The following is a 22,238-nucleotide window of genomic DNA, read 5'->3' as shown; positions in this document are numbered from 1 at the left end:
CGCGCCCAATTCCCGCAGATCCGGTGCCCGCTCACACCCGTACGAGTGAGGGCTGCCCTTCCCGCAGTCCTCCCCGCGCACGCGGGTGCGTCGGCGCGCCGGTCAGTACGCGAGCCTGCTTCCGCCGTCCGGCGTGCTGACGCTCGCCTCGACGAGCGCCTCCACAACGGCCTCCACGTCGGGCAGCCACGGCGTCGCGGAGCCCTCCAGCGGGGCCCGCTCCCAGCGCACCTGGCCCGCGCCGGTCTCGGACGGCGGCAGCATCAGATAGCCGCCCTCGCCGTGGAACCGCAGCGAGCCCGGCACCCAGTCCTGGGTGTGCAGCAGCTCGCCCAGCTGCTCCAGGGAGTACGGGGCGACCAGCAGCGACCACCGGGTGGGCGTCGCCACGACCGGGCCGAGCCGCACGTCCATCGCGTCGAGCGCGGCCAGCGCCCGCGCGCCCGCCATCGCGGGCAGGCTCACCGCGCACGGGGCGTGCCCGCCGGTGGCGAGCACGACGGGGGCGGTCGGGCGGTTGGTCCACCACCAGCGGACCATGCGCTCGTCGGTCGAGGCCGCGAGCAGCCCCGGGTCGAAGGGGTGCGCCCCGGGCACGGCGCACTCGGGGTCGGGGCAGGCGCAGCCGCGCCCGCGGTCGCCGCGGCCGCCCGCAGACTTCAGCCCCACGCCGGGGAGCACCGGCCACTGCCATGCGACGGCGCAGGTCAGCGCCGCTTCGAGCTGGGCAGGACTCCCCTTGCGCCAGAACCGGAGCCTGCGTCGCCTTCCGAGGATCTCGCGCATGAGCGCTCGTTCCTTTCCGTTGAACGCCGAGGTCCACATCACATCACGCGCGTCACGCCGCGTGCACAACACTTCACGGTGCGTACATGCCTTGCCAGGCTGTGCTGTACGGATTCCAGTGCCTCGTGCATGGCGAGGGGTCCGGTGTGCCAGTGCGCTCGCACATGCCGTCCCCGGAGTGCGAAACCCCGCCACTCGGGGGTGTGGGCGCGGCCGTCAGGGGTTAAGACGCCCAGGCCCGGTGCCAGGTTCCTCAGCAGCCGCAACTGCTCTTGCCCTCACCGTTTAGGTACCCAACACGTCGCGAACGACGCCGTGTTGAACGCCCTCAGTCGACCGTGCACCAGCGCTGTCGGGTGCTTTTTCCAGCCAACTTAGCAGTCCCGCAGACACCACAAGTCCCCTATTGACAATGCTGGACATCCCCTTACATGTGCGTGTACATGTGGATCCACTCGTGGCGGCGCAGAATGACATGGGGGTTTGCGATGCTATTTCGGGAAACGCTCCAGCTGGAAAGCCGGCCGGCATGACTACCCCACATCTGCCGAAAGTGGCCGGATTCGATCCGACAGTTCCCGCCCCCGCGCACACTGCCGCGGCGAAGGCCAGGGCGGGCAGCCCCGCGGGACCCGGCGTCCTCATCCAGGACCGGCTGGCCGGCTGGGTCTCGGACCTCACCACGCTCCATGAACTCACCGAGCGCCTGACCAGGACCGGGACCCTCCAGGACGCGCTGCGCGAGCTGCTCGGGGCCGGGTCGGCGCTCGTCGGCGCGCGCCGCGGCCTCGTCGTCCTCGAACCGGCCGACGGACAGGGGCCCGTGACCACCGTCGGCCTCGGGCTCGCCCACGCGGACCTCGGCCACATCGAGACCGTCCCCCGCCACTCCTCCGCGCTCGGCCGGGTGCTCGACGACCTGGACGACCTCGCGAACACCGGCACCGGCACCGGCACCGGCACCGACGGAGCGACGCTGCCCGAGCCGGTCGCCGTGCCCGACCTGCTGGGCGACGAGGCCCTCGACCCGCGCCACCGCGAGGTCGCGGCGCGCCTCGGCTACAGCGCGAGCTACGCCGTGCCGCTCGCCACCGGGACGGCCGGCAAGCTCGGCGCCGCCGTCTGGCTGTACGACGAACCGGCCGAACCCACCGGGCGCCAGCGCCACCTCGTCGGGCTGTACGCCCGCTACGCGTCCGAGCACCTGGCCCGGCTCGTGGAGCTGGAGCGGGCGCGCGCCCGGGTCGCGGACGTCGCCGAGGAACTGCTGCCGAGCAGGCTGCCGCGGGTCTCCGGGGTGCAGCTCGCAGCGCGGCACCGCACGGGACCGCGCGGCGGCGGCGACTGGTACGACGCGCTGCCGCTGCCGGAGGGGGCGCTGGGCCTGACCGTCGGCTCGGTGACCGGTTCGGGGCCGAGCGCGCTGGCCGCGATGGGACGGCTGCGGGCCTCGCTGCGGGCGTACGCGGTGATGGAGGGCGAGGACCCCGTCGCCGTACTGTCCGACCTGGAGCTGCTGCTGCGGCTGACCGAGCCCGCGCGTTCGGCGACCGCGCTGTTCGCCTACTGCGAGCCGGCCCGCCGCAAGATCGTGCTGGCCGGGGCGGGGCACGCGCCGCCGCTGCTGGTCGGCGAGCGGCGCACGGAGTACGTGGAGACCTCGCTGTCGGCGCCGCTGGGGATGCTCTCCTGCTGGGAGGCGCCCAGCGTGGAGCTCTCCCCCGAGCCCGGAGAAACGGTGCTGCTCTACACGGACGGGCTGCTGCGCAGGACCGGGGACCCCATGGACCGGGCCTTCGCGCGGCTGCACGCGGCGGCGGCGAGCGTGCCGAAGGCCGTCAGGGACGACCCCGGGGCCATCGCGGACCACGTGCTGCGGGCCGTGCTGCCCGAGGAGCGGGACGCGGTGGACGACGGGGTGGACGCGGTGCTGCTGGCGGCCCGCTTCGAGTGAGCGGCGCCGGGGGGGGGCGCACCGGCCCGCGCACCGTGCCGCGCGAGCTCCCGGAACGCGGTGTCCAGGGTCTTCTGCCTCTGGTCCCCTTCCCGTACGCCCGTACGATGGACGGGGACCCGGCAGGGCCCCAGCGTCGTACCTAGGAGAAAACGTCGTGGCTGACGAGCTCAACCCGGAGACCCCGGAGACCGAAGAAGAGCCGATCAAGCAGCGGAAGAACGGCCTGTACCCGGGCGTGTCCGACGAGCTTGCCGAGTCCATGAAGTCCGGCTGGGCCGACACCGAGCTGACCGGCCTCGCGCCGATCGCGCAGGCCGAGCACACCGCGGCCCGCCGCGCCGCGCTCTCCGCGCGCTTCCCCGGCGAGCGCCTCGTCATCCCCTCGGGCAACCTGAAGACCCGCTCGAACGACACCGAGTACGCCTTCCGCGCCTCGACCGAGTACGCCTACCTGACCGGCGACCAGACGCACGACGGCGTGCTGGTGCTGGAGCCGAAGAGCCCCGCGGGTGCGGACGGCCACGAGGCCACGATCTACCTGCTGCCGCGCTCCAACCGCGAGAACGGCGAGTTCTGGCTCGACGGCCAGGGCGAGCTGTGGGTCGGCCGCCGCAACTCCCTCGCCGAGGCCGAGCAGCTGCTCGGGCTCCCCGCGAAGGACGTCCGCGAGCTGGCCGAGGCGCTGAAGGAGGCCACGGGCCCGGTGCGCGCCGTGCGCGGGCACGACGCGGGCATCGAGGCCGCGCTGACCGACAAGGTCACCGCCGAGCGCGACGAGGAGCTGCGGGTCTACCTCTCCGAGGCGCGCCTGGTGAAGGACGCCTTCGAGATCGCCGAGCTCCAGAAGGCCTGCGACGCCACCGCGCGCGGCTTCGAGGACGTCGTGAAGGTCCTCGACAAGGCCGAGGCGACCAGCGAGCGCTACATCGAGGGCACGTTCTTCCTGCGCGCCCGCGTCGAGGGCAACGACATCGGCTACGGCTCCATCTGCGCCGCGGGCCCGCACGCCACCACCCTGCACTGGGTGCGCAACGACGGCCCGGTCCGCTCCGGCGACCTGCTGCTGCTCGACGCCGGCGTGGAGACCACCGAGCTCTACACCGCCGACGTGACCCGCACGCTGCCGATCAACGGCACCTTCACGCCGCTCCAGCGCAAGATCTACGACGCGGTGTACGAGGCCCAGGAGGCGGGCATCGCCGCCGTCAAGCCGGGCGGGGAGTTCCGCGACTTCCACGACGCCGCGCAGCGCGTGCTCGCCACCAAGCTGGTCGAGTGGGGCCTGCTGGGCGACCTGGACGTGGAGAAGGTCCTGGAGCTGGGCCTCCAGCGCCGCTGGACGCTGCACGGCACGGGCCACATGCTCGGCATGGACGTCCACGACTGCGCCGCCGCGCGCACCGAGTCGTACGTCAACGGCATCCTGGAGCCCGGCGTCTGCCTGACCGTCGAGCCGGGCCTGTACTTCCAGGCCGACGACCTGAGCGTGCCGGAGGAGTACCGCGGCATCGGCGTCCGGATCGAGGACGACATCCTGGTCACCGAGGACGGCAACGTGAACCTCTCCGCCGCGCTGCCGCGCCGCTCGGACGAGGTCGAGGCGTGGATGGCCGCGCTCAAGGGCTGATCCGCCGGACCGCGCCGGGAGGGCGCGCCGCTCGGGACGTCACACGACGCCGAGCAGCGCGCCCTCCCGCCATTTGAGGATCTTGTCGAAGCTGACCACGGCGCCCTGCCCCGGCCTGCTCCTGAAGTGGACGTGGTCGGCGAGCTGTTCGATCAGACAGAGCCCGCGGCCGCTCTCCTCGCTCTCGTGGGCCGGGGCCCGGCCCCGGCGCGGGGCGAAGCCCGGCCCCGAGTCGGCCACCTCGATGCGGCACTTCTCGCCGTCGAGGTACGCCGTCACCCGGTACGCCTCCGAGTAGCCGCCCTCCGCGCCGTCCCCGCCGTGCTCGACCGCGTTGGCGCACGCCTCGCTGAGCGCGACCGACAGGTCGAAGGAGACTTCCGGGTCCACCCCGGCCGTCTCCATGGCACCGAGCAGGAGACGGCGGGCGAGCGGCACGCTCGCCGCCTCGCGCCGCAAGTGGAGGGACCACCAGATGCTCATGCTTCGGCCTCCTGGCTGCGGCTCGACATATCGATACGTATTGCCGCTGTACGCCCTCCGTAAGCCCCCGGTCGGCGTGAGAGCGCTCATACGGCGGATGTGCGCGCGCCGTGCGCTGGTGTAGGGCGGCGGGGGACAGAGCCGACGTTCCGGACCTGCCGCGTGAACGGGTGGGGCGCAGTGCGATGATGGCCCCGCCATGTCGACCCCCCTCGTCCACCCCGCCGCGCGCGCCGGTGCCGGACTGCGACTGCTGAGGGCCACGGTGTTCACCGCGGTCTGCGTCGTGCTGTCCGCGACCGGACACGTGCTGGCCGCCTGCGCGGCCGTGCCGTGGTGGACGCTGCTCGTGGGATTCGTCGGGATGTTCGCGGTGGTGACGCTGCTGGCCGGGCGGGAACGCTCCCTGGGCCAGATCGTGGCGGCCATGGTCGCAGGTCAGCTCGCGCTGCACGCGCTCTTCGGCGTCGGGCAGCGGCACGCGGGCCTCGACGCCGCGGCCGCCGGCGCGGGCGGTTCGGGCGGCGACTCGTTCGTCCGGCTCGCCGCCAAGCTCGTCTGCGGCGCCGGGCCCGCGCAGATCGACCCGATCGAGGCGCGGCGCATCGTCACGGACGCCGGGCTCTCCCCCGCGCAGGGCGCGGGACACACCGCCCACCAGGCGTCAGCGGCCGCGGGACAGGCCGCGCACCAGGCGTCCGCCGCGGTCGCCGGGGGCGTGCTGCCCAGCCTCTCCATGGTGCTGGGCCACCTGCTGGCCGCGCTGGTGACGGGCTGGCTGCTGCGGCGCGGCGAGGTCGCGCTGTTCCGCGTCGCCCGGCTGTCGGCCGCTTCGGCCGGTGCCCTCGCACAGGGGGCCAGGCTGCGGGCGCTGCGCACCGCGCTCGCGCTGGTGCGGGTGCTGCGCGCCGGACTGGCCGGTGCCCCGCGGGGCCCGCGGGCGCCGCGCACCGCGCTCGACGCGCCCCTGCCGTCGCCGGGGAACCCGCTCCAGCACGCGGTGACCAGGCGCGGTCCGCCCGCTCGCGCGTACCGCCTCGCAGCCTGACGCGACGCCCAGCACTCCGTACGGGATTGGATTCCGTACGACAGGGGGAGCGGTGTCGCGATGCCGTCGCGCACCCGCGCGCCGGACCACCCACCCTCCCTTCTTCCGCGGAGTGTTTCTGCCATGAACGTTTCCCGTATCGCGGTGGCGGGCTCGGTCGCCGCGTCGACCGTCCTGCTCCTCGCCGGCCCCGCCGTCGCGCACGTCAGCGTGCAGCCGCAGGGCGAGGCCGCCAAGGGCGGCTACGCCACCATCAACTTCAAGGTGCCCAACGAGCGCGACAAGGCGTCGACCAACAAGCTCGAAGTGTCCTTCCCCGTCACCGAGCACCCGCTGGCCTCCGTGATGCCGCAGCCGGTCCCCGGCTGGACCGTCAAGGTCGAGAAGGCCAAGCTCGCCAAGCCGCTGGAGATCCACGGCAAGAAGATCACCGAGGCCGTCTCCAAGGTCACCTGGACCGGCGGCAAGATCGGCCCCGGCGAGTTCCAGCAGTTCCCGCTCTCCGTCGGCCAGCTCCCCGAGGACGCCGACGAGCTGGTCTTCAAGGCGCTCCAGACGTACGACAACAACGAGGTCGTGCGCTGGATCGAGGTGCCGCAGGGCGACAAGGAGCCGGCCCTGCCCGCCCCCGTGCTCAAACTGAGCGCCGCGTCCGACGACCACCACGGCGGCGGTGCCAAGGGTGCCGAGGCCAAGGACGAGAAGAGCGAGAAGGGCGAGAAGGACGCGCACGCCGAGGAGTCGGCCTCGTCCGACGACGGCGACAGCAGCGACACCACCGCCCGCGCCCTCGGCATCGCCGGCATCGTCGTCGGCGTCGCGGGGCTCGCCTTCGGTTTCGTTGCCTCCCGTCGGCGCGCCCGAGCCTGACGTTCCCCTCCTCGACTGGGATACCTCTTTCATGCACAAGAAGTCTCTGGCGGCCGCCGCTTTCGCGGTGGCGGCCGCTCTCACCCTGTCCGCCTGCGGGTCGGACGACGGCGACAAGAAGTCGAAGTCACCGGTGGCCGACGTCGTCACGACGCAGTCGAACAAGGCCGCGACCGTCCTCGACCGGCCGTTCACCAAGCCCGACTTCGTCCTGACGGACACCTCGGGCAAGAAGTTCGACTTCCGCGAGCGGACCAAGGGCAAGCCGACGCTGATCTACTTCGGCTACACCAACTGCCCCGACGTCTGCCCGATGACGATGGGCAACATCGCCGTCGCCAGGAAGGCACTGCCCGCGGCCGACCAGAAGAACCTCCAGGTCGTCATGGTCACCACCGACCCGATCAGGGACACCCCGGCGTCCCTGGGCAAGTGGCTCAAGGGCATGGGCACCACCGATTTCATCGGCCTCACCGGCGACTTCCCGACCATCCAGGCCGGGGCCAGGCAGCTCGGCATCGGCATCGACCCGCCGAAGAAGGAGAAGGACGGCTCGATCACCTCGATGCACGGCGCCCAGGTCATCGCGTTCTCCCCGAAGACCGACCAGGGGTACGTCCTGTACGGCGAGGACACCACGCCCGAGGACTACACCAAGGACCTGCCGAAGATCGTCAAGGGGGAGAACCCGTGAACCGCCGCACCACCCTCGTCACCGCCGCGATAGCCACCCTCACCACAGGGCTGGCGCTGACGGGTTGCTCCACCTCTGATTCGGACGCGAAGAGCAAGCCCGAGCTGAAGGTCAGCGACGCCTTCATGCCGCAGCCCGTCGGCGACATGGCAGGCGGCTTCCTCACCGTCAAGAACAGCGGGGGCACCGCCGACAAGCTCACTTCCGTCACCAGCCCGCTCTCCGACGACGTCCAGATCCACGAGACCAAGGACCAGAAGATGCGGCGGGTGGAGTCCTTCGACATCCCCGCGAACGGCGAGCTCAAGCTGGAGCGCGGCGGCAGCCACATCATGTTCATGAAGATCAAGGAGCAGCCGAAGAAGGGCCAGAAGGTCACCGTCGAGCTGCACTTCGAGAAGTCCGACCCGGTCAAGCTCGAACTGCCGGTGATGGAGCAGACGCACACCTCCAAGCAGCACCAGCACTGACAGGGAGGACCATCCCCCGATGATCACGACGGCCACCGCCCCGCGCTTCGGACATCCGGCGCTCCTCGCGGCCGCGCTGCTCGGCGCGCTGCTCGCACTGTTCGCCGGTGCGGGCCCCGCGTCCGCGCACGCCGCCCTCACCGGGAGCGACCCGAAGGACGGGGCGGTGGTCGCCACCGCTCCCAAGGCGGTCACGCTCACCTTCTCCGAGCAGATCGCCATGGACGGCGAGTCGATCCGGGTCCTGGACCCGACCGGCAAGCGCGCCGACACCGGCGAGCTGCGCGACATGTGCAGCGGCTCGGTCATCAAGTACGGCGTGAACCTGCGCGCCGGGCTCGCCGACGGCACGTACACCGTGGCCTGGCAGGCGGTCTCGGCCGACAGCCACCCGGTGTCCGGGGCCTTCACCTTCTCCATCGGCGCCCCTTCGAGCACCGCCGTCGACCTCCCCGACCAGGTGGCGGGCGGCGGCCTCGTCGGCCGGCTCTACGACGCCGCGCGCTACGCCTCGTACGCCGGGTTCGTGCTGCTCGTCGGCGGCGCGGCCTTCGTGCTGGCCTGCTGGCGGCGCGGGGCGGGGGAGCGGCCCGTGCAGCGGCTCGTCGTCCGGGGCTGGGTGACGATCACCGCGGCCACGCTGGCGATGCTGCTGCTGCGCCACCCCTACACCTCGTCCGGGCAGCTGGGCGACGCCTTCGACCTCGACGGGCTCAAGGCGGTCCTGGAGACCAAGACCGGTGCCGCGCTCGTCTCGCGGCTGCTGCTGCTCGGCGCCGCCGCGCTGTTCGTGGCCGTGCTCTTCGGGGCGTACGCCCGGCGGGAGGACCCGAAGGAGAAGCAGGACCTCACCTTCGGTCTGGCGATCGGCGGCGGTGTCGTCGCCGCCGGGATCGCCGGGACCTGGGCGCTCTCCGAGCACGCGTCGACCGGCATCCAGCCGGGCGTCGCCATGCCGGTGGACGTGCTCCATCTGCTGGCCGTCGCCGTCTGGCTGGGCGGGCTCGCCGCGCTGCTGGTGGCGCTGTACAAGGTGCCCTCGATCGAGGGTTCGGCGGTACGGAACTTCTCGCGCGTCGCGTTCGGCAGCGTCGTCGCGCTCACCGCGACCGGGCTCTACCAGTCGTGGCGGCAGGTCGGCTCGTGGTCGGCGCTGACCGGCACGGAGTACGGGCAGCTGCTGCTGGTCAAGGTCGCCCTGGTCGCCCTGATGGTCGGCGTCGCGTGGTTCTCGCGGCGCTGGACGGGCCGGCTCGGCGAGCAGACGGTGACGGAGTCGGAGTCGGAGTCGGAGTCGGAGTCGGAGTCGGAGTCGGAAGAGCAGGAGGACGCGGCGACGGGCGAGGAGGCCCGGGAGCGCGAGCCGGTCTCCGTGCCCGCGTCCGCCGATGCCTCCGCCGGGACCGCCGCTTCCGACACCACTCCCGACGCCGACCCCGAGCGCGCCGCGCAGCTCGCCCGGCAGCGCGCCGCCCTCGACGCCGTACGCAGCAAGAAGATCCGCGACGCGGACCCGGTCCGTTCCGGGCTGCGCCGCTCGGTCCTCATGGAGGCGTCCGTCGCGGTGGTGCTGCTCGCGGTGACCACCGTGCTGACGTCCACCGAGCCGGGCCGCACCGAGGAGGAGGCCGCGGCCGCCACCTCGGCCGGTCGGTCCCAGCCCGCCGTGCCCGACCGCCCGGTCAACATCTCGCTGCCGTTCGACACCGGGGGCGCGGACGGCAAGGGCACCGTACGGCTCAGCCTCGACCCGGGCCGCACCGGCCTCAACCAGCTCCACGTCTGGGTCGACCGCGCCAACGGCAAGCCGTTCGACGTCCCCGAGGTGCAGGTCGCCCTCACCCTGGAGGACAAGGAGATCGGCCCGCTGCCGGTCGCCCCCGACCGGATCGCGACCGGGCACTGGACCGCCAAGGGCGTCCAGCTCCCGATGCCGGGCGACTGGAAGATCGCCGTGACGGTCCGGACGTCGGACATCGACCAGACCACCATCGACAAGAACGTGAAGATCGGCTGACCTGCATCGTGACCGCGAACGAGACTGCGAACGAGACCAAGAACGACCCCGTGAGCAACGGCGGGAAGGGCCCCGCGGCCGGTACCGCGAACGACGGCGGCCTCTCCCGGCGCGGGCTGCTGGCCCGCACCGGCGCCGCGGGCGCGGCCGGAGCGGTGCTCGGCGCGGCCGGCAGCTCGTACGTCTACAGCGCGCTGGACGGCTCGGGGCGCAAGGAGAAGGACGACGGCCGGGCGGGCACCGCGCTCTCCACGGTGGGCTCGACGCGGGCGATGTTTCACGGGAAACATCAGTCCGGCATCCTCGACCCGTCCCAGGCGCACGGCCATCTGACCGCGTTCGACCTGGTGCCGGGCGCGGGCCGCAAGGAGGCGGTGGCCCTGCTGCGCCGCTGGTCGGCGGTGGCCGAGCAGCTGATGGCCGGAGAGCGGACCGCGCAGGACACCGGGGTCGCGCTGGACGCGGGCCCCTCCTCGCTGACCGTCACCTTCGGCTTCGGCCACTCCTTCTTCGACCGTACGGGCCTGGCGGCGCACCGCCCGCGCCAGCTCGACCCGCTGCCCGACTTCTCCGCCGACCGGCTGGACGCCAAGCGCTCGGGCGGCGACCTCTGGGTGCAGATCGGGGCGAACGACGCCCTGGTCGCCTTCCACGCGCTGCGCGCGCTCCAGAAGGAGGCGGGGCAGGCGGCGAAGGTGCGCTGGCAGATGAAGGGGTTCAACCGCTCGCCCGGTGCGACGGCCTCCCCCATGACCTCGCGCAACCTGATGGGCCAGGTCGACGGCACCAACAACCCCAAGCCGGACGAGCCCGACTTCCAGCGGCGGGTCTTCGTCCCCGACGGCGGCGCCCCCGCCTGGATGGCGGGCGGCTCCTACGCGGTGGTGCGCCGGATCCGGATGCTCCTCGACGACTGGGAGCGGCTGCCGCTGGACGAGCAGGAGAAGGTGATCGGCCGCCGCAAGAAGGACGGCGCCCCGCTGACCGGCGGCACCGAGCGCACCCCGCTCGCGCTGGACGAGGCGGGCCCCGACGGCAAGCCGGTGATCCCGGCGGACGCCCACGCCAGGATCTCCGCGCCCGAGCAGAACGCGGGCGCCGCGATGCTGCGCAGGCCGTTCTCCTTCCACGACGGGCTCTCCCCCGACGGGACGCCGGACGCGGGGCTGCTCTTCGTCTGCTGGCAGGCTGACCCGCTGCGCGGCTTCGTGCCCGTGCAGCGCAAGCTCGACCGGGGCGACGCGCTGTCGCGGTTCGTCCGGCACGAGTCGAGCGGGCTGTTCGCGGTGCCGGGCGGGGCCGTGGAGGGGGAGTACGTGGGGCAGCGGCTGCTGGAGTCGTAGGGCCGCCGCAAGATCAATACGCGGTACGGCGCAGTGATCTTGCGGGGCCCATTAGGGTGACCGCATGTCAGCCACCCGCTACACCTATCTCGGCCCCGAGGGCACGTTCACCGAGGCCGCGCTGCGACAGCTGCCGGAGGCCGCCGCCCGCGAGCTCGTCCCCGCGGTCTCCGTCCCGGCGGCCCTGGACGCCGTGCGCAGCGGGGAGGCGGCAGCCGCCCTCGTACCGATCGAGAACTCGGTGGAGGGCGGCATCACCGCCACCATCGACCAGCTGGCGTCGGGCGAGCCGCTGATGATCTACCGCGAGGTGCTGCTCTCCATCACCTTCGCGCTGCTGGTGCGGCCCGGCACCGAGCTCTCGGACGTCAAGACGGTCACCGCGCACCCGGCGGCCCAGCCGCAGGTGCGCAAGTGGCTGGAGGCCAACCTCCCCGACGCGGTGTGGGAGTCGGCCGCGTCCAACGCGGACGGCGCCCGGCTGGTGCGGGAGGGGCGGTACGACGCGGCGTTCGCGGGCGAGTTCGCGGCGGCGACGTACGGGCTGGAGCCGCTGTTCACCGAGATCCACGACGCGCAGAACGCGCAGACGCGGTTCGTGCTGGTCGGCAGGCCCGCCCGGCCCGCGGCCCCGACCGGCGCCGACAAGACGTCCGTGGTCATCTGGCAGCGCGACGACCACCCGGGCGCCCTGCTCGAACTGCTCCAGGAGTTCGCGGTGCGCGGGGTGAACCTGATGCTGCTCCAGTCCCGTCCGACGGGCGAGGGCATCGGCAACTACTGCTTCGCGGTGGACGCCGAGGGGCACGTCTCGGAGCGGCGCGTCGGCGAGGCGCTGATGGGGCTGAAGCGGATCTGCCCCGAGGTGCGCTTCCTCGGCTCGTACCCGAGGGCCGGGGTCTCGCCCGACGAGGTGCGGGAGTTGCGGACGGGCACGTCGGACGAGGAGTTCCTGGCGGCATCGGACTGGCTGAAGCGCTGCGAAGACGGCCGAATCTGATCGGTCCTGACGGTTTAGGCCAGGCCTACCTGCTTATTTACGTTACCCACAGAAGTTATCCACAGGGCTGAGACTCGACCTGGGGACAAGTCGACAAGACGGGCCGACACAGTCGACAAATCGGCTCAGTGACCCCAGCTCCGTCCACAGGGTGACAGATCGGGCCACGTCACCCCTGCTCCACGGGTCAACTCTTCAGGGCGAGGAATTCCCACCCGAATGAGTGCGTGAGGGGGGTTTGAACAAGGGGATCGCGGCCTGGTCAACGGCTTTCGGAGCGATCAATTCCGAAGTCCACAGGTTTCTCGCACACCCTGTGGATAACATCCCGGCCCTGTGCATTCCTGTGGACAACCGGCGCCAACTGCCGCCTCCCGCACGGGAAGTACGTCAACCCGCCTGGCGCGTTCCGCACCCTCCCGGGGAATGACCGGGGGCGAATTGACGGTACCCGCGGGTATCCACAGGGGATTTCCCCTCACCATTCCGCATTATGGCGATATTGCAGCAATTCGGACATAGCGACACGCAAGGCAATATCGGTTCGAGCGCCGGAAGCGCCCACCGGTAGCCTGGTGGGGTGATTGACCTTCGCCTGCTCCGTGAGGACCCCGACCGTGTTCGCGCCTCCCAGCGCGCCCGTGGAGAGGACGTCGAGCTCGTCGACGCCCTGCTCTCCGCCGATGAGCGGCGCAGGTCGTCCGGCGTCCGCTTCGACGAACTCCGTTCCGAGCAGAAGTCGCTCGGCAAGCTGATCCCCAAGGCCGCGCCCGACGAGAAGGCCGGCCTCCTCAAGAAGGCCGGTGAACTCGCCGCCGCGGTCAAGGCCGCCGACGCCGAGCAGCACGAGGCCGACGAGGAGACCAAGGGCCTCCTGCTGCGCCTCGGCAACCTCGTCCACCCGGACGTGCCGGTCGGCGGCGAGGAGGACTTCACCGTCCTGGAGACGCACGGCACGATCCGCGACTTCGCGGCCGAGGGCTTCGAGCCCAAGGACCACCTGGAGCTCGGCGAGGCGCTGGGCGCCATCGACGTCGAGCGCGGCGCCAAGGTGTCGGGCTCGCGCTTCTACTACCTGACGGGCGTCGGCGCGCTCCTGGAGCTGGCCCTGGTCAACGCGGCCATCGCGCAGGCCACCGAGGCCGGTTTCACCCCGATGCTCACCCCCGCGCTGGTCCGCCCGCGCGCCATGGAGGGCACCGGCTTCCTCGGCCAGGCCGCCGAGAACGTGTACCACCTGGAGAAGGACGACTACTACCTCGTCGGCACGTCCGAGGTGCCCCTCGCGGCGTACCACATGGACGAGATCATCGACGCGGACAAGCTCCCGCTGCGCTACGCGGGCTTCTCGCCGTGCTTCCGCCGCGAGGCCGGCACGTACGGCAAGGACACCCGGGGCATCTTCCGCGTCCACCAGTTCGACAAGGTCGAGATGTTCTCGTACGTCGACCCGGCCGACGCGGCGAACGAGCACAAGCGCCTCCTGGACTGGGAGAAGCAGTGGCTGACCGGCCTCGAACTGCCCTTCCAGGTCATCGACGTGGCCACCGGCGACCTCGGCGCCTCCGCGTCCCGCAAGTTCGACTGCGAGGCGTGGATCCCGACCCAGGGCAAGTACCGCGAGCTGACCTCCGCGTCGAACTGCGACAGCTTCCAGGCGCGCCGCCTCTCCGTCCGGATGCGCGAGAGCGCGGACGGCAAGAGCAAGGTGCAGCCGCTGGCCACGCTCAACGGCACGCTCTGCGCCGTCCCGCGCACGATCGTGGCGATCCTGGAGAACCACCAGCTCGCCGACGGCTCGGTGCGCGTGCCTGAGGTCCTCCGCCCCTACCTGGGCGGCCGTGAGGTCCTGGAGCCGATCGCCAAGTGAGCACCACCGCTCCCTTTCCGTACAAACTGATCGCGACCGATCTGGACGGGACGCTGCTGCGCTCCGACGGGACGGTCTCGCGGCGCACCCGCGACGCGCTCGTCGCCGCCACGGCGACGGGCGCCGCGCACATCGTCGTGACCGGCCGGTCGGTGGCCTGGACCCGGCACATCCTCGACGACCTCGGGTACGAGGGCCTCGCGGTGTGCGGACAGGGCGCGCAGGTCTACCACGCGGGCGAGCACCGGCTTTTGACCTCGGTGACGCTGGACCGGCAGCTCGCCGGTCTCGCGCTCTCCAAGGTCGAGGCGGAGGTCGGGCCGCTCGCGCTGGCCGCCAGCCGCGACGGGCTCGACGGCGAGGTGCTGGTCGGCCCCGGCTACCGGGTGCAGGAGGGGCCGCTGCCCGTCGTGCCCTTCGAGGACCCGGCCGAGCTGTGGGCCGCCCCGCTGAACAAGGTGTACGTCCAGCACCCCGGGCTCTCCGACGACGCGCTCGCGCGGATCACGCGCGAGGCCGTGGGCAACCTGGTGGACGTGGTCATGGCGGGCGAGGGGATCGTGGAGATCCTGCCGCTCGGGCTGAGCAAGGCGACGGGGCTCTCGCTGGCCGCGCGGCGGCTCGGCGTGAAGGCCGCGGACACGATCGCGTTCGGCGACATGCCCAACGACATCCCGATGTTCGGCTGGGCGCAGCACGGCGTGGCGATGGCCAACGCGCACGACGACCTGAAGGCCGTCGCGCACGAGATCACCGCGTCGAACGAGCACGACGGGATCGCGGTGGTCCTGGAGCAGCTGCTCGGCGGCTGACGCACGCCCCGGATCACGTGGGTGGGGCGGCCTCGCGCGGTGCGCGGAACGGCCGCCCCCGGACGGGCCCCGCGGGCGGCTCGGCGGAGTGAGGTGATTACTCCGGTGCCTGCCCGGGGCCGTCCTTGTCGGGAACGCGGCGGACTCGTGATGCCGGTCGTCGCCGCGCTCCTCTCCCGGTCTTCCGTGCCGTCCGGCGCGTGCCCGGACCAGCCCAACCACTGTGCCCGGGGCGGCCGTTGGGCGCCACCCGTTTTTTCGCCCGCACCTCGTCGGCGCACAGTTGTAGGATGACTGGGCAACCGGGTGATTGGGGAAATTCAGATGGCGCTGCGGGCCGCGGGACGCCAGTCCCTCGTGGACACCGTCGTCGACCAGCTGCGCGCGCAGCTGACCTCGGGGGAGTGGTCCGTCGGCGACCGCATCCCCACCGAGCACGACCTCGCCGAGCAGCTGGGCGTGGGCCGCAACACCGTGCGCGAGGCGGTCCGGGTGCTGGTGCACGCGGGGCTCCTGGAATCGCGGCAGGGCAACGGCACCTTCGTGCGGTCGACGGCCGACCCGTCCGCCGTCCTGCGCGGGATCCGGCACGCCGGGGCGCTGGACGTGCTGGAGCTGCGGGTCGCCCTGGAGGCGGAGGCCGCCAGGCTGGCCGCCGCGCGGCGCGACGCCCACGACCTGCTGCGGCTGCGGGCGGCCCTGGTGACGCTGCACGAGGAGGGGGACCGGGCGGCCGACGCCGACGTCGCCTTCCACCAGGGCGTCGTGGAGGCGACGCACAACGCGGCGTTCGTCGAGGTGTACCGCTTCTTCTCGGTCCAGGTCCACGAGTCCCTGGCCGAGGCGCTGGGCGACCACGAGATGCCGCCGATCGACCTGGCCGCGCACACCGCGCTGGTCGACGCCGTCGAGGCGGGCGACGCGGCGGCCGCCGAGCGGGTCGCGCGCGAGCTGCTGCGGGGCCCCATGGAAGCCCTGGCGGCACTGGCGGCACTGGCGGCCCTGGAAGCGCCGACGGGGCCGGCCGCACCGGCAGGGCCGACCGCACCGGCGGGGCCCGCGGCCCCGTAGGAACCGCCCGCTCCCCCACGTACGAGACCTTCGAGCCTTGAAGAGAGGCGGCAGCCTTGTCACGCCCGGATTCCGACCGGCTCCTCCTGGACGCGGAGGCCGACGTCCGGCCCTCGCCCCGCGCGGCGGCGGCCCGCCGAGCGCTGCTGGCGCACCCGGCGCTGCTCCTCGTCGGGATCGTGCTGGCCTCGCTCAACATGCGGGCGGCGCTGGCCAGCGTCTCGCCGCTGGTCGGTGAGATCGGCGAGGGCTTCGGGCTCTCCTCGACCGCGACCTCGCTGATCACGTCCGTGCCGGTGCTCTTCCTGGGGCTCGGCGCGCTGGTCGCGCCCTGGCTGGCGCGGCGGTTCGGCACCGAGCCGGTGCTCCTCGCCGCGCTGGTGCTGCTCGGCGTCGGCATCCTGGTGCGGGTCGTGCCGTCGGTCTTCGCGGTGTACGGCGGCGGGGTGCTGGTCGGCACGGCGATCGCGCTGCTCAACGTGTTGATGCCGGGGCTGATCAAACGGGACTTCCCGGACCGGGCCGCCGCGATGACCTCGGTCTACACGGGCGCGATGATCGCGGGCGCGACGGTGGCGGCCGCCGCGTCCGTGCCGCTGGAGAAGGCGTTCGGCGGGTCGTGGGAGGCGTCGCTCGCCTGCTGGTCGCTGCTGGCGGCGCTCGCGGCCGCGGCCTGGCTGCCGCAGGTGCTGATCGCGCGCGGGCGCACCGGCCACGAGGTGCGCGCCTCCCCCGCGGGCGGCGCCCCGGCCGGGAGCGTGTGGCGCTCGGCACTGGCCTGGCAGGTGACGCTCTTCATGGGGCTCCAGTCCCTGTGGACGTACGTCCTGATCGCCTGGATGCCGACGATCCTCACGGACGCCGGGATGGACCGGTCGGCCGCGGGCGTGGTCTTCGCCTTCAACAACCTGATGCAGGTCGCGGGCGCCTTCGGGGTGCCGCTCCTCGCGGGCCGGATGCGCGGCCAGCGCCCGCTGGTGGTGCTGGTGACGTCGCTGGTGGGGGCGGGGTACGTGGGGCTGATGGTGGCTCCGGCGGCCGCGCCCTGGTTGCCCTGGCTCTGGTCGGCGGTCCTGGGCGTCGGGCAGGGCGGCGCGGTCGGGCTGGCGCTGACGATGATCGTGCTGCGCTCGGGGGACGCGCTGACGGCGGCGCGGCTGTCCGGGATGGCGCAGACGGTGGGCTACCTGCTGGCGGCGGCCGGTCCGCTCGCGGCGGGCGCGGTCTACCAGGCGACGGGCAGCTGGACCGTACCGATCGCGCTGGTGCTCGGCGTGTGCGCGGCGGCGCTCGTGGTGGGCCTCTTCGCGGCCCGCGACCGGAAGGTCTGAGGACCCGCACGGGTACGGGGTACGGGGAAGGGGCGGCCGCCCCCCGTGGACGGCCGCCCCTTCCCCGTACCGGCGGGGCCTACTCCTCGCCCGCCAGGGTCAGCGTGCGCAGCTTCTGCCCCGCGTACCAGGTCGCGACGCCCGTCACGCCCGCGAGCAGCACCACGGCCAGCGGCAGCCCGACGTCCGAGGTGATCAGGCCGTCCCCGCCGGTGACCTTCTCGGCGACCGCGAGCGACCACTGCTGGACGCTGAGCGTGCGGGCGCCCGCCACCAGGCTGCCGAACAGGGCCTCCCAGACCAGCGCGTAGACCAGGCCGATGACCACCGCGTGCCTGCTGACCGTGCCCAGCAGCAGGAACAGCGCGCTGTACGCGATGGAGGCGACCAGCGCGGCGACGGTGTACGCGACGGCGACCTGCTGGCCGTTGCCGTTCAGGACGAATCCGGCGATCGCGGTGGGAAGCGCGGAGAAGACCATCGTCACGGCGATCGCGACGGTCAGTTTGGTGAGGATGATCGTCGGGCGCTTCACCGGCTTGGAGAGCAGGTAGACGATCGAGCCGTCGTCGATCTCGGGGCCGATCGCGCCCGTGCCCGCGATGACGCCGATCAGCGGCACCATCGTGGCGAGCGCGAAGCCGCCCAGCACGTTGGCCGCCGTCTGGTCGTCGGCGCCGCTCAGCATGCGCACCGCAACCGAGATCAGGATCAGCAGCGCGGGCAGGGCGAAGAGGATCAGCGCTCGGCGGCGGCCGAGGAGCGCGCGGTAGGTGAGCCGGGCGACTGTGGGGTCGTACATGGTCCGTCTCAGCTCCTTTCAGGCCGCTACGAGGTAGGAGAAGACCGATTCGAGGGACTCGTCGGACGGCGAGACGGTCAGCAGCCGGATGCCGTGCGCGCGGGCGACCTGCGGCAGCAGCGTGGTGAACCGGCCGAAGTCGACGGCCTGGACGCGCAGCGCGCCCTCCTTGAGGTCCACCTCGATCCCGGCGGTCGACGGGTCGGCGATGAGGGCGGCGGCGAGCGCGCGGTCGTCGCTGGAGCGGATCAGATAGCGGTGCGGGCGGTCCGTCATCAGCCGGCGGATGCGCCGGAAGTCGCCGGACGCGGCGTGCCGCCCCGCGACGATCACCTCGATGTGCGAGGCGAGCTGTTCGACCTCTTCGAGGATGTGCGAGGAGAACAGCACGGTGCGGCCCTCGGCGCCCATCCGGCGCAGCAGCTCCATCAGCTGCATGCGCTGGCGCGGGTCCATGCCGTTGAACGGCTCGTCGAGGAGCAGCACGGACGGCTCGTGGACCAGCGCGGACGCCATCTTCACGCGCTGGCGCATGCCCTTGCTGTACGTCTGGATCTTGCGGTCCTGGGCGTACTCCATCTCGACCGTGGCGAGCGCCTTCTGGGCCGCCTTCGCGCCGAGTCCGTGCAGTTCGGCGTTGGCGACGACGAACTCCTCGCCGGTGAGGAAGTCGTACATGCCCTCGCGCTCGGGAACGATGCCGATCTCCTCGTAGACCGACTCGTTGCGCCAGATCGGCTTGCCGTCGAGCGTCACGCTTCCCGTCGAGGGCGCGAGGAAACCGGCCATCATGTTGATCAGGGTCGATTTTCCGGCGCCGTTGGGGCCGAGCAGTCCGGTCACTCCGGGGCCGATGGACATGGTGACGTCGTTGACGGCCACCACGTTGCCGAACCAGCGGGAGGTGTGGTCGATGTCGATGACTGTCACAGTCCGACCTTCCGGTAGCGGCGCATCAGCACGGCGTAGGAGCCCGCGATCAGCGCGAGGACGACGAGGAGGTAGACCGCGCCGGTGCCGGCGCCGGGACCGCCCCCGCCGGGGAAGGCGGTCGTCGCGCCGAGGAAGGCCGTCTGCACCCCGTCGACGAGCGTGATGGGCGAGAAGAGGCCGAACCACTCGATCGAGTCGATCGAGCCCTGTTCGTAGGCGATCGCCTGGATCGTGGAGACCGCGCCGAAGCTGATGGTCAGGACGGCGATGACGGCGGCGACGCCGAACCCGCGGCGCGGCGTCAGCGCGGCCATGACCAGGCCGATCCCGGCGAAGAGCACGGAGAGCAGGGCCACCGAGACGATCCCCTGGGCGAAGCCCTTGGTCTGCTCGGCGAAGTCCATCTTGGCGAGCAGCGAGCCGATGTAGAGGATCAGGACGGGCGCCGCGGTGAGGGCGAAGAGCGCCGACGCCATCGCCACGTACTTGGCGAGGACGTAGTCGACGCGCTCGATCGGGCGCGAGAAGTACAGCGGGATCGTCTTGAACCGCAGGTCGCGGGAGACGGACTGGGGCGCCTGCGCGGCCAGGAAGAGGCCGATGACCGCCTGGGTGACGACCGCGTAGCGCGTGTACTCCAGGGGGAGGTCCTTGAGGTTGGTGGCGACCGCGACCGCGACGATGATCGCCGCGGGCAGGCACATCACCGCGAAGAGGATCATCGGCAGGACCTTGGACTTGGCGCTGCGGCCGAGGCCGTAGGCGCCGCGCAGGGACTGCGAGTAGAGCGAGCGGCGGGCGTAGGCGCGACCCAGGCGGGGGCCCTCGTAGTCGCGGTAGCCGATGTTGTGGATCCGGCTCTGGCCCGGCCCCTGGCCGGGGCTCTGGGCGGCTTCGGTGCTCATCGGCCGGCTCCCTTCTGCGCGGCGGCCTGCGGCTCGTGCTCCTGGCTCTGTTCCGTGCGGAACACCTCGGCGATGTGGTGGCGCCGCTGTTCCATCCGTACGAGACCGAGGCCGAGTTCGGCGACGGTGTCCCGCACGACGTCGTACGTCTCCTCGCCCGCCGCCTCGACGAGCAGGATGTGCCCGGCGCCCGGCAGGCCGTCCTCCAGGCCCTCGTGGAGCACGACGCCCGCGGCGGCCAGGGCGGTGCGGACCGCCGCCGTGCCGTCCGGGTGCGCGTCGGAGTCGGTGACCTCGACCGCGAGGGTCGTGGTGGTCTGGGTGAAGTCGCTGGTGGAGCTGGAGCGCAGCAGCTTGCCGCCGTCGATGACGACGACGTGGTCGCAGGTGCGCTCCAACTCGCCCAGCAGGTGCGAGGTGACCAGGACCGAGATGCCGAAGTCCGTCCAGACGCGGCGGATCAGGCCCAGCATCTCGTCGCGGCCGACCGGGTCGAGGCCGTTGGTCGGCTCGTCGAGCAGCACCAACTGCGGGTCGTGGACGAGCGCCTGGGCCAGCTTCACGCGCTGCTTCATGCCGGTCGAGTAGCCGCCGATGGGGCGGTAGCGCTCCTCGTAGAGCCCGACGTGGCGCAGGGTGTCGGCGGTCCGCTCGCGGGCCGCGGTGGGCGGCAGGCCCGACATGCGCGCCATGTGGACGACGAACTCGGTGGCCGAGACGTCGGGCGGCAGGCAGTCGTGCTCCGGCATGTAGCCCACGCGCTCGCGGATCTCGGCGCCGTGCGTGGCGACGTCCAGATCGAGCACCCGGGCCCGGCCCTCGGTGGCGGGGGAGAGACCAAGAAGGATCTTGATCATGGTGGACTTGCCGGCTCCGTTGGCGCCCACCAGGCCGGTCACACCGGGCCCGATGTCCAAGGAGAGCCGGTCAAGCGCGGTCACCCGGGGGAACCGCTTGCTCAGGCTTTCGGTCGCGATCACAGTCACGTCTCCGACGGTAGTGGCGCGCGCCACATCGGGCGTCAGCCTTGACGGTTGGATCGCTGTCCGACCGCAGGAGTACGGACCCGTAAGGGGGAGGAGACGAAAGTGAACAACATGGGCGACGGAAGGTGACAGGTCCGGCGACAGGTCTGGTGACAGGTACGGGGCGGCGCCCCGGAGCGGACCCCGGGCGGACCCTGGGCAGACCCTGGGCGGACCCCTGGCGGACCCCGAGCCGTCCCCGAGTTGTCCCCAGGTCGGCGTCGGACCCCTTGACGTAGCCGTCGGGCATTGTCACATTCATCAGTGTCAAGTTACGGACGCGTACCGCACACGGACGGACGGTGGCATGACCTCAGCCATGACCCCAGCCACTCCATCGAGGGGCGAACTGGACGCGGACCTGCGCGGGTTCAGGACGGTGCAGCGCCTCGCCTACGAGTGCGCGGAGGCGGTGGCCGCGCAGCTCAAGCCCGGGGTCACGGAGCGCGAGGCGGCCCGGATGCAGCGGGAGTGGCTGCGCGCCCGCGGGGTGCGGGACTGGTTCCACCTGCCGTTCGCCTGGTTCGGCGACCGCACGGCGTTCACGAACTTCCGGATACCCCTCCAGTTCTTCCCCACCAACCGGCGGTTGGAGCCGGGGATGCCGTTCGTCCTGGACATGGCCCCGGTGTACGAGGGGTACGTGGCCGACGTCGGGTACTCGGGCTGCCTGGGCCTCAACCCCGTGCACGACAGGCTGCTCGCGGACCTGGAGGCGCACCGCGAGCTGATCCTGCGCGAGGTCCGCGAGCGCCGGTCGCTGCGCGAGATCTACGAGGACGTGGAGCGGCTGATGGTCCGGCAGGGGTACGCCAACCGGCACCGCGCGTACCCCTTCGGCGTGATCGCGCACAAGGTGGACCGGGTCGAGCAGCGCCGCTGGTCGCCGACCGTGTTCGGGTTCGGCACGCAGGCGCTCAAGGGCCTGGCGAGCGACGCGGTCCACGGGCACCGGGACGGCTGGTCGCCGCTCTGGTCCCCGTACAAGTTCTCCGACCACCCTCCCCGACCGGGGCTGTGGGCGGTCGAGCCGCACCTCGGATTCCGGGGTACGGGCGCGAAGTTCGAGGAGATCCTGGTCGTCACCGACTCACGTGACCCCGAACAGAGCGCGTTCTGGCTGGACGACGACCTGCCGCACGTGCGGCGCTGGGCTGAGGAGAAGGCGGCGTGACGGTGGGCAGCGGGGCGGCG

At 72.2% G+C, this 22,238-nt stretch carries 20 protein-coding genes; 14 read left to right on the top strand and 6 right to left on the bottom strand.

All coding sequences use genetic code 11. The features are described 5' to 3' along the window. Window positions 1–102: 102 nt before the first annotated feature. Window positions 103–786 carry a bifunctional DNA primase/polymerase gene (locus ACIBNE_RS14550; RefSeq protein WP_399271430.1) on the bottom strand — a complete coding sequence of 228 codons (684 nt, stop codon included), beginning with the start codon at window positions 784–786 and terminating at the stop codon, window positions 103–105. Window positions 787–1,198: 412 nt separating this feature from the next. Here ACIBNE_RS14550 and ACIBNE_RS14545 point away from each other — a divergent pair, with 412 nt between their 5' ends. Both ACIBNE_RS14545 and ACIBNE_RS14540 read left to right on the top strand, forming a co-directional pair. Further along, on the top strand, window positions 1,199–2,740 hold the full coding sequence (locus ACIBNE_RS14545) for a PP2C family protein-serine/threonine phosphatase (RefSeq protein WP_399271431.1): 1,542 nt from the start codon (window positions 1,199–1,201) through the stop codon (window positions 2,738–2,740). Window positions 2,741–2,897: 157 nt separating this feature from the next. Beyond that, window positions 2,898–4,370 carry an aminopeptidase P family protein gene (locus ACIBNE_RS14540; protein WP_399271432.1) on the top strand — a complete coding sequence of 491 codons (1,473 nt, stop codon included), beginning with the start codon at window positions 2,898–2,900 and terminating at the stop codon, window positions 4,368–4,370. A 39-nt stretch (window positions 4,371–4,409) separates the two neighbouring features. Here ACIBNE_RS14540 and ACIBNE_RS14535 read toward each other — a convergent pair whose 3' ends face one another. Then, entirely contained in the window at window positions 4,410–4,853 is a 444-nt protein-coding gene (locus ACIBNE_RS14535; protein WP_399271433.1) for an ATP-binding protein, read from the bottom strand. A gap of 199 nt (window positions 4,854–5,052) precedes the next feature. Here ACIBNE_RS14535 and ACIBNE_RS14530 point away from each other — a divergent pair, with 199 nt between their 5' ends. The 11 genes from ACIBNE_RS14530 to ACIBNE_RS14480 all read left to right on the top strand — a co-directional run bounded on the left by ACIBNE_RS14530 (window position 5,053) and on the right by ACIBNE_RS14480 (window position 17,379). Further along, entirely contained in the window at window positions 5,053–5,901 is an 849-nt protein-coding gene (locus ACIBNE_RS14530; RefSeq protein ID WP_399271434.1) for a hypothetical protein, read from the top strand. 123 nt (window positions 5,902–6,024) lie between these two features. Continuing rightward, the gene (locus ACIBNE_RS14525) at window positions 6,025–6,771 is read left to right on the top strand and encodes a YcnI family protein (RefSeq protein ID WP_399271435.1); all 747 of its coding nucleotides are present in this window, start codon (window positions 6,025–6,027) and stop codon (window positions 6,769–6,771) included. Window positions 6,772–6,802: 31 nt separating this feature from the next. Further along, a complete protein-coding gene (locus ACIBNE_RS14520) occupies window positions 6,803–7,465 on the top strand; it encodes an SCO family protein (protein ID WP_399271436.1) in 663 nt (220 codons plus the stop codon). Beyond that, window positions 7,462–7,935, top strand: coding sequence for a copper chaperone PCu(A)C (locus ACIBNE_RS14515; protein WP_399271437.1), 474 nt, complete (start codon window positions 7,462–7,464; stop codon window positions 7,933–7,935). The genes ACIBNE_RS14520 and ACIBNE_RS14515 overlap by 4 nt, the downstream gene beginning before the upstream one ends. Window positions 7,936–7,954: 19 nt before the next feature. Then, window positions 7,955–9,952 (top strand): copper resistance CopC/CopD family protein, encoded by a 1,998-nt coding sequence (locus ACIBNE_RS14510; RefSeq protein ID WP_399271438.1) that lies wholly within the window; start codon window positions 7,955–7,957, stop codon window positions 9,950–9,952. A gap of 50 nt (window positions 9,953–10,002) precedes the next feature. Further along, window positions 10,003–11,295, top strand: coding sequence for an iron uptake transporter deferrochelatase/peroxidase subunit (gene efeB, locus ACIBNE_RS14505; RefSeq protein WP_399271659.1), 1,293 nt, complete (start codon window positions 10,003–10,005; stop codon window positions 11,293–11,295). 64 nt (window positions 11,296–11,359) lie between these two features. Beyond that, window positions 11,360–12,295 carry a prephenate dehydratase gene (pheA, locus tag ACIBNE_RS14500; RefSeq protein ID WP_399271439.1) on the top strand — a complete coding sequence of 312 codons (936 nt, stop codon included), beginning with the start codon at window positions 11,360–11,362 and terminating at the stop codon, window positions 12,293–12,295. 580 nt (window positions 12,296–12,875) lie between these two features. After that, window positions 12,876–14,165 carry a serine--tRNA ligase gene (serS, locus tag ACIBNE_RS14495; protein WP_399271440.1) on the top strand — a complete coding sequence of 430 codons (1,290 nt, stop codon included), beginning with the start codon at window positions 12,876–12,878 and terminating at the stop codon, window positions 14,163–14,165. Next, window positions 14,162–14,977: an HAD family hydrolase gene (locus ACIBNE_RS14490; protein WP_399271441.1), complete on the top strand. Its 816-nt coding sequence runs from the start codon at window positions 14,162–14,164 to the stop codon at window positions 14,975–14,977. The genes serS and ACIBNE_RS14490 overlap by 4 nt, the downstream gene beginning before the upstream one ends. A 324-nt stretch (window positions 14,978–15,301) precedes the next feature. After that, entirely contained in the window at window positions 15,302–16,048 is a 747-nt protein-coding gene (locus tag ACIBNE_RS14485) for a FadR/GntR family transcriptional regulator (RefSeq protein ID WP_399271442.1), read from the top strand. A gap of 56 nt (window positions 16,049–16,104) precedes the next feature. Further along, a complete protein-coding gene (locus tag ACIBNE_RS14480; protein WP_399271443.1) occupies window positions 16,105–17,379 on the top strand; it encodes a CynX/NimT family MFS transporter in 1,275 nt (424 codons plus the stop codon). Window positions 17,380–17,458: 79 nt separating this feature from the next. On the opposite strand, the gene ACIBNE_RS14475 is transcribed toward ACIBNE_RS14480, so the two are convergent. Genes ACIBNE_RS14475 through ACIBNE_RS14460 form a run of 4 tightly spaced genes read right to left on the bottom strand, consistent with a single transcriptional unit; the run spans window position 17,459 to window position 21,005 of the window. Next, window positions 17,459–18,181 carry an ABC transporter permease gene (locus ACIBNE_RS14475; protein WP_399271444.1) on the bottom strand — a complete coding sequence of 241 codons (723 nt, stop codon included), beginning with the start codon at window positions 18,179–18,181 and terminating at the stop codon, window positions 17,459–17,461. Window positions 18,182–18,199: 18 nt separating this feature from the next. After that, on the bottom strand, window positions 18,200–19,111 hold the full coding sequence (locus ACIBNE_RS14470) for an ABC transporter ATP-binding protein (protein ID WP_399271445.1): 912 nt from the start codon (window positions 19,109–19,111) through the stop codon (window positions 18,200–18,202). Next, window positions 19,108–20,019 (bottom strand): ABC transporter permease, encoded by a 912-nt coding sequence (locus ACIBNE_RS14465; RefSeq protein WP_399271446.1) that lies wholly within the window; start codon window positions 20,017–20,019, stop codon window positions 19,108–19,110. Before ACIBNE_RS14465 ends, ACIBNE_RS14470 begins: the two co-directional genes overlap by 4 nt. After that, a complete protein-coding gene (locus tag ACIBNE_RS14460) occupies window positions 20,016–21,005 on the bottom strand; it encodes an ABC transporter ATP-binding protein (RefSeq protein ID WP_399271447.1) in 990 nt (329 codons plus the stop codon). Before ACIBNE_RS14460 ends, ACIBNE_RS14465 begins: the two co-directional genes overlap by 4 nt. Before the next feature lie 358 nt (window positions 21,006–21,363). On the opposite strand from ACIBNE_RS14460, the gene ACIBNE_RS14455 reads away from it, so the two are divergent. Continuing rightward, on the top strand, window positions 21,364–22,218 hold the full coding sequence (locus ACIBNE_RS14455; RefSeq protein WP_399271448.1) for a M24 family metallopeptidase: 855 nt from the start codon (window positions 21,364–21,366) through the stop codon (window positions 22,216–22,218). Window positions 22,219–22,238: the final 20 nt, after the last annotated feature.

Origin of the sequence: Streptomyces sp. NPDC050504 (genome assembly GCF_044458065.1) — a bacterium.
Lineage (GTDB): Bacteria > Actinomycetota > Actinomycetes > Streptomycetales > Streptomycetaceae > Streptomyces.
The sequence above is the reverse complement of the archived record's forward strand: the minus strand, read 5'-3'. Positions and strand labels throughout refer to the sequence as shown.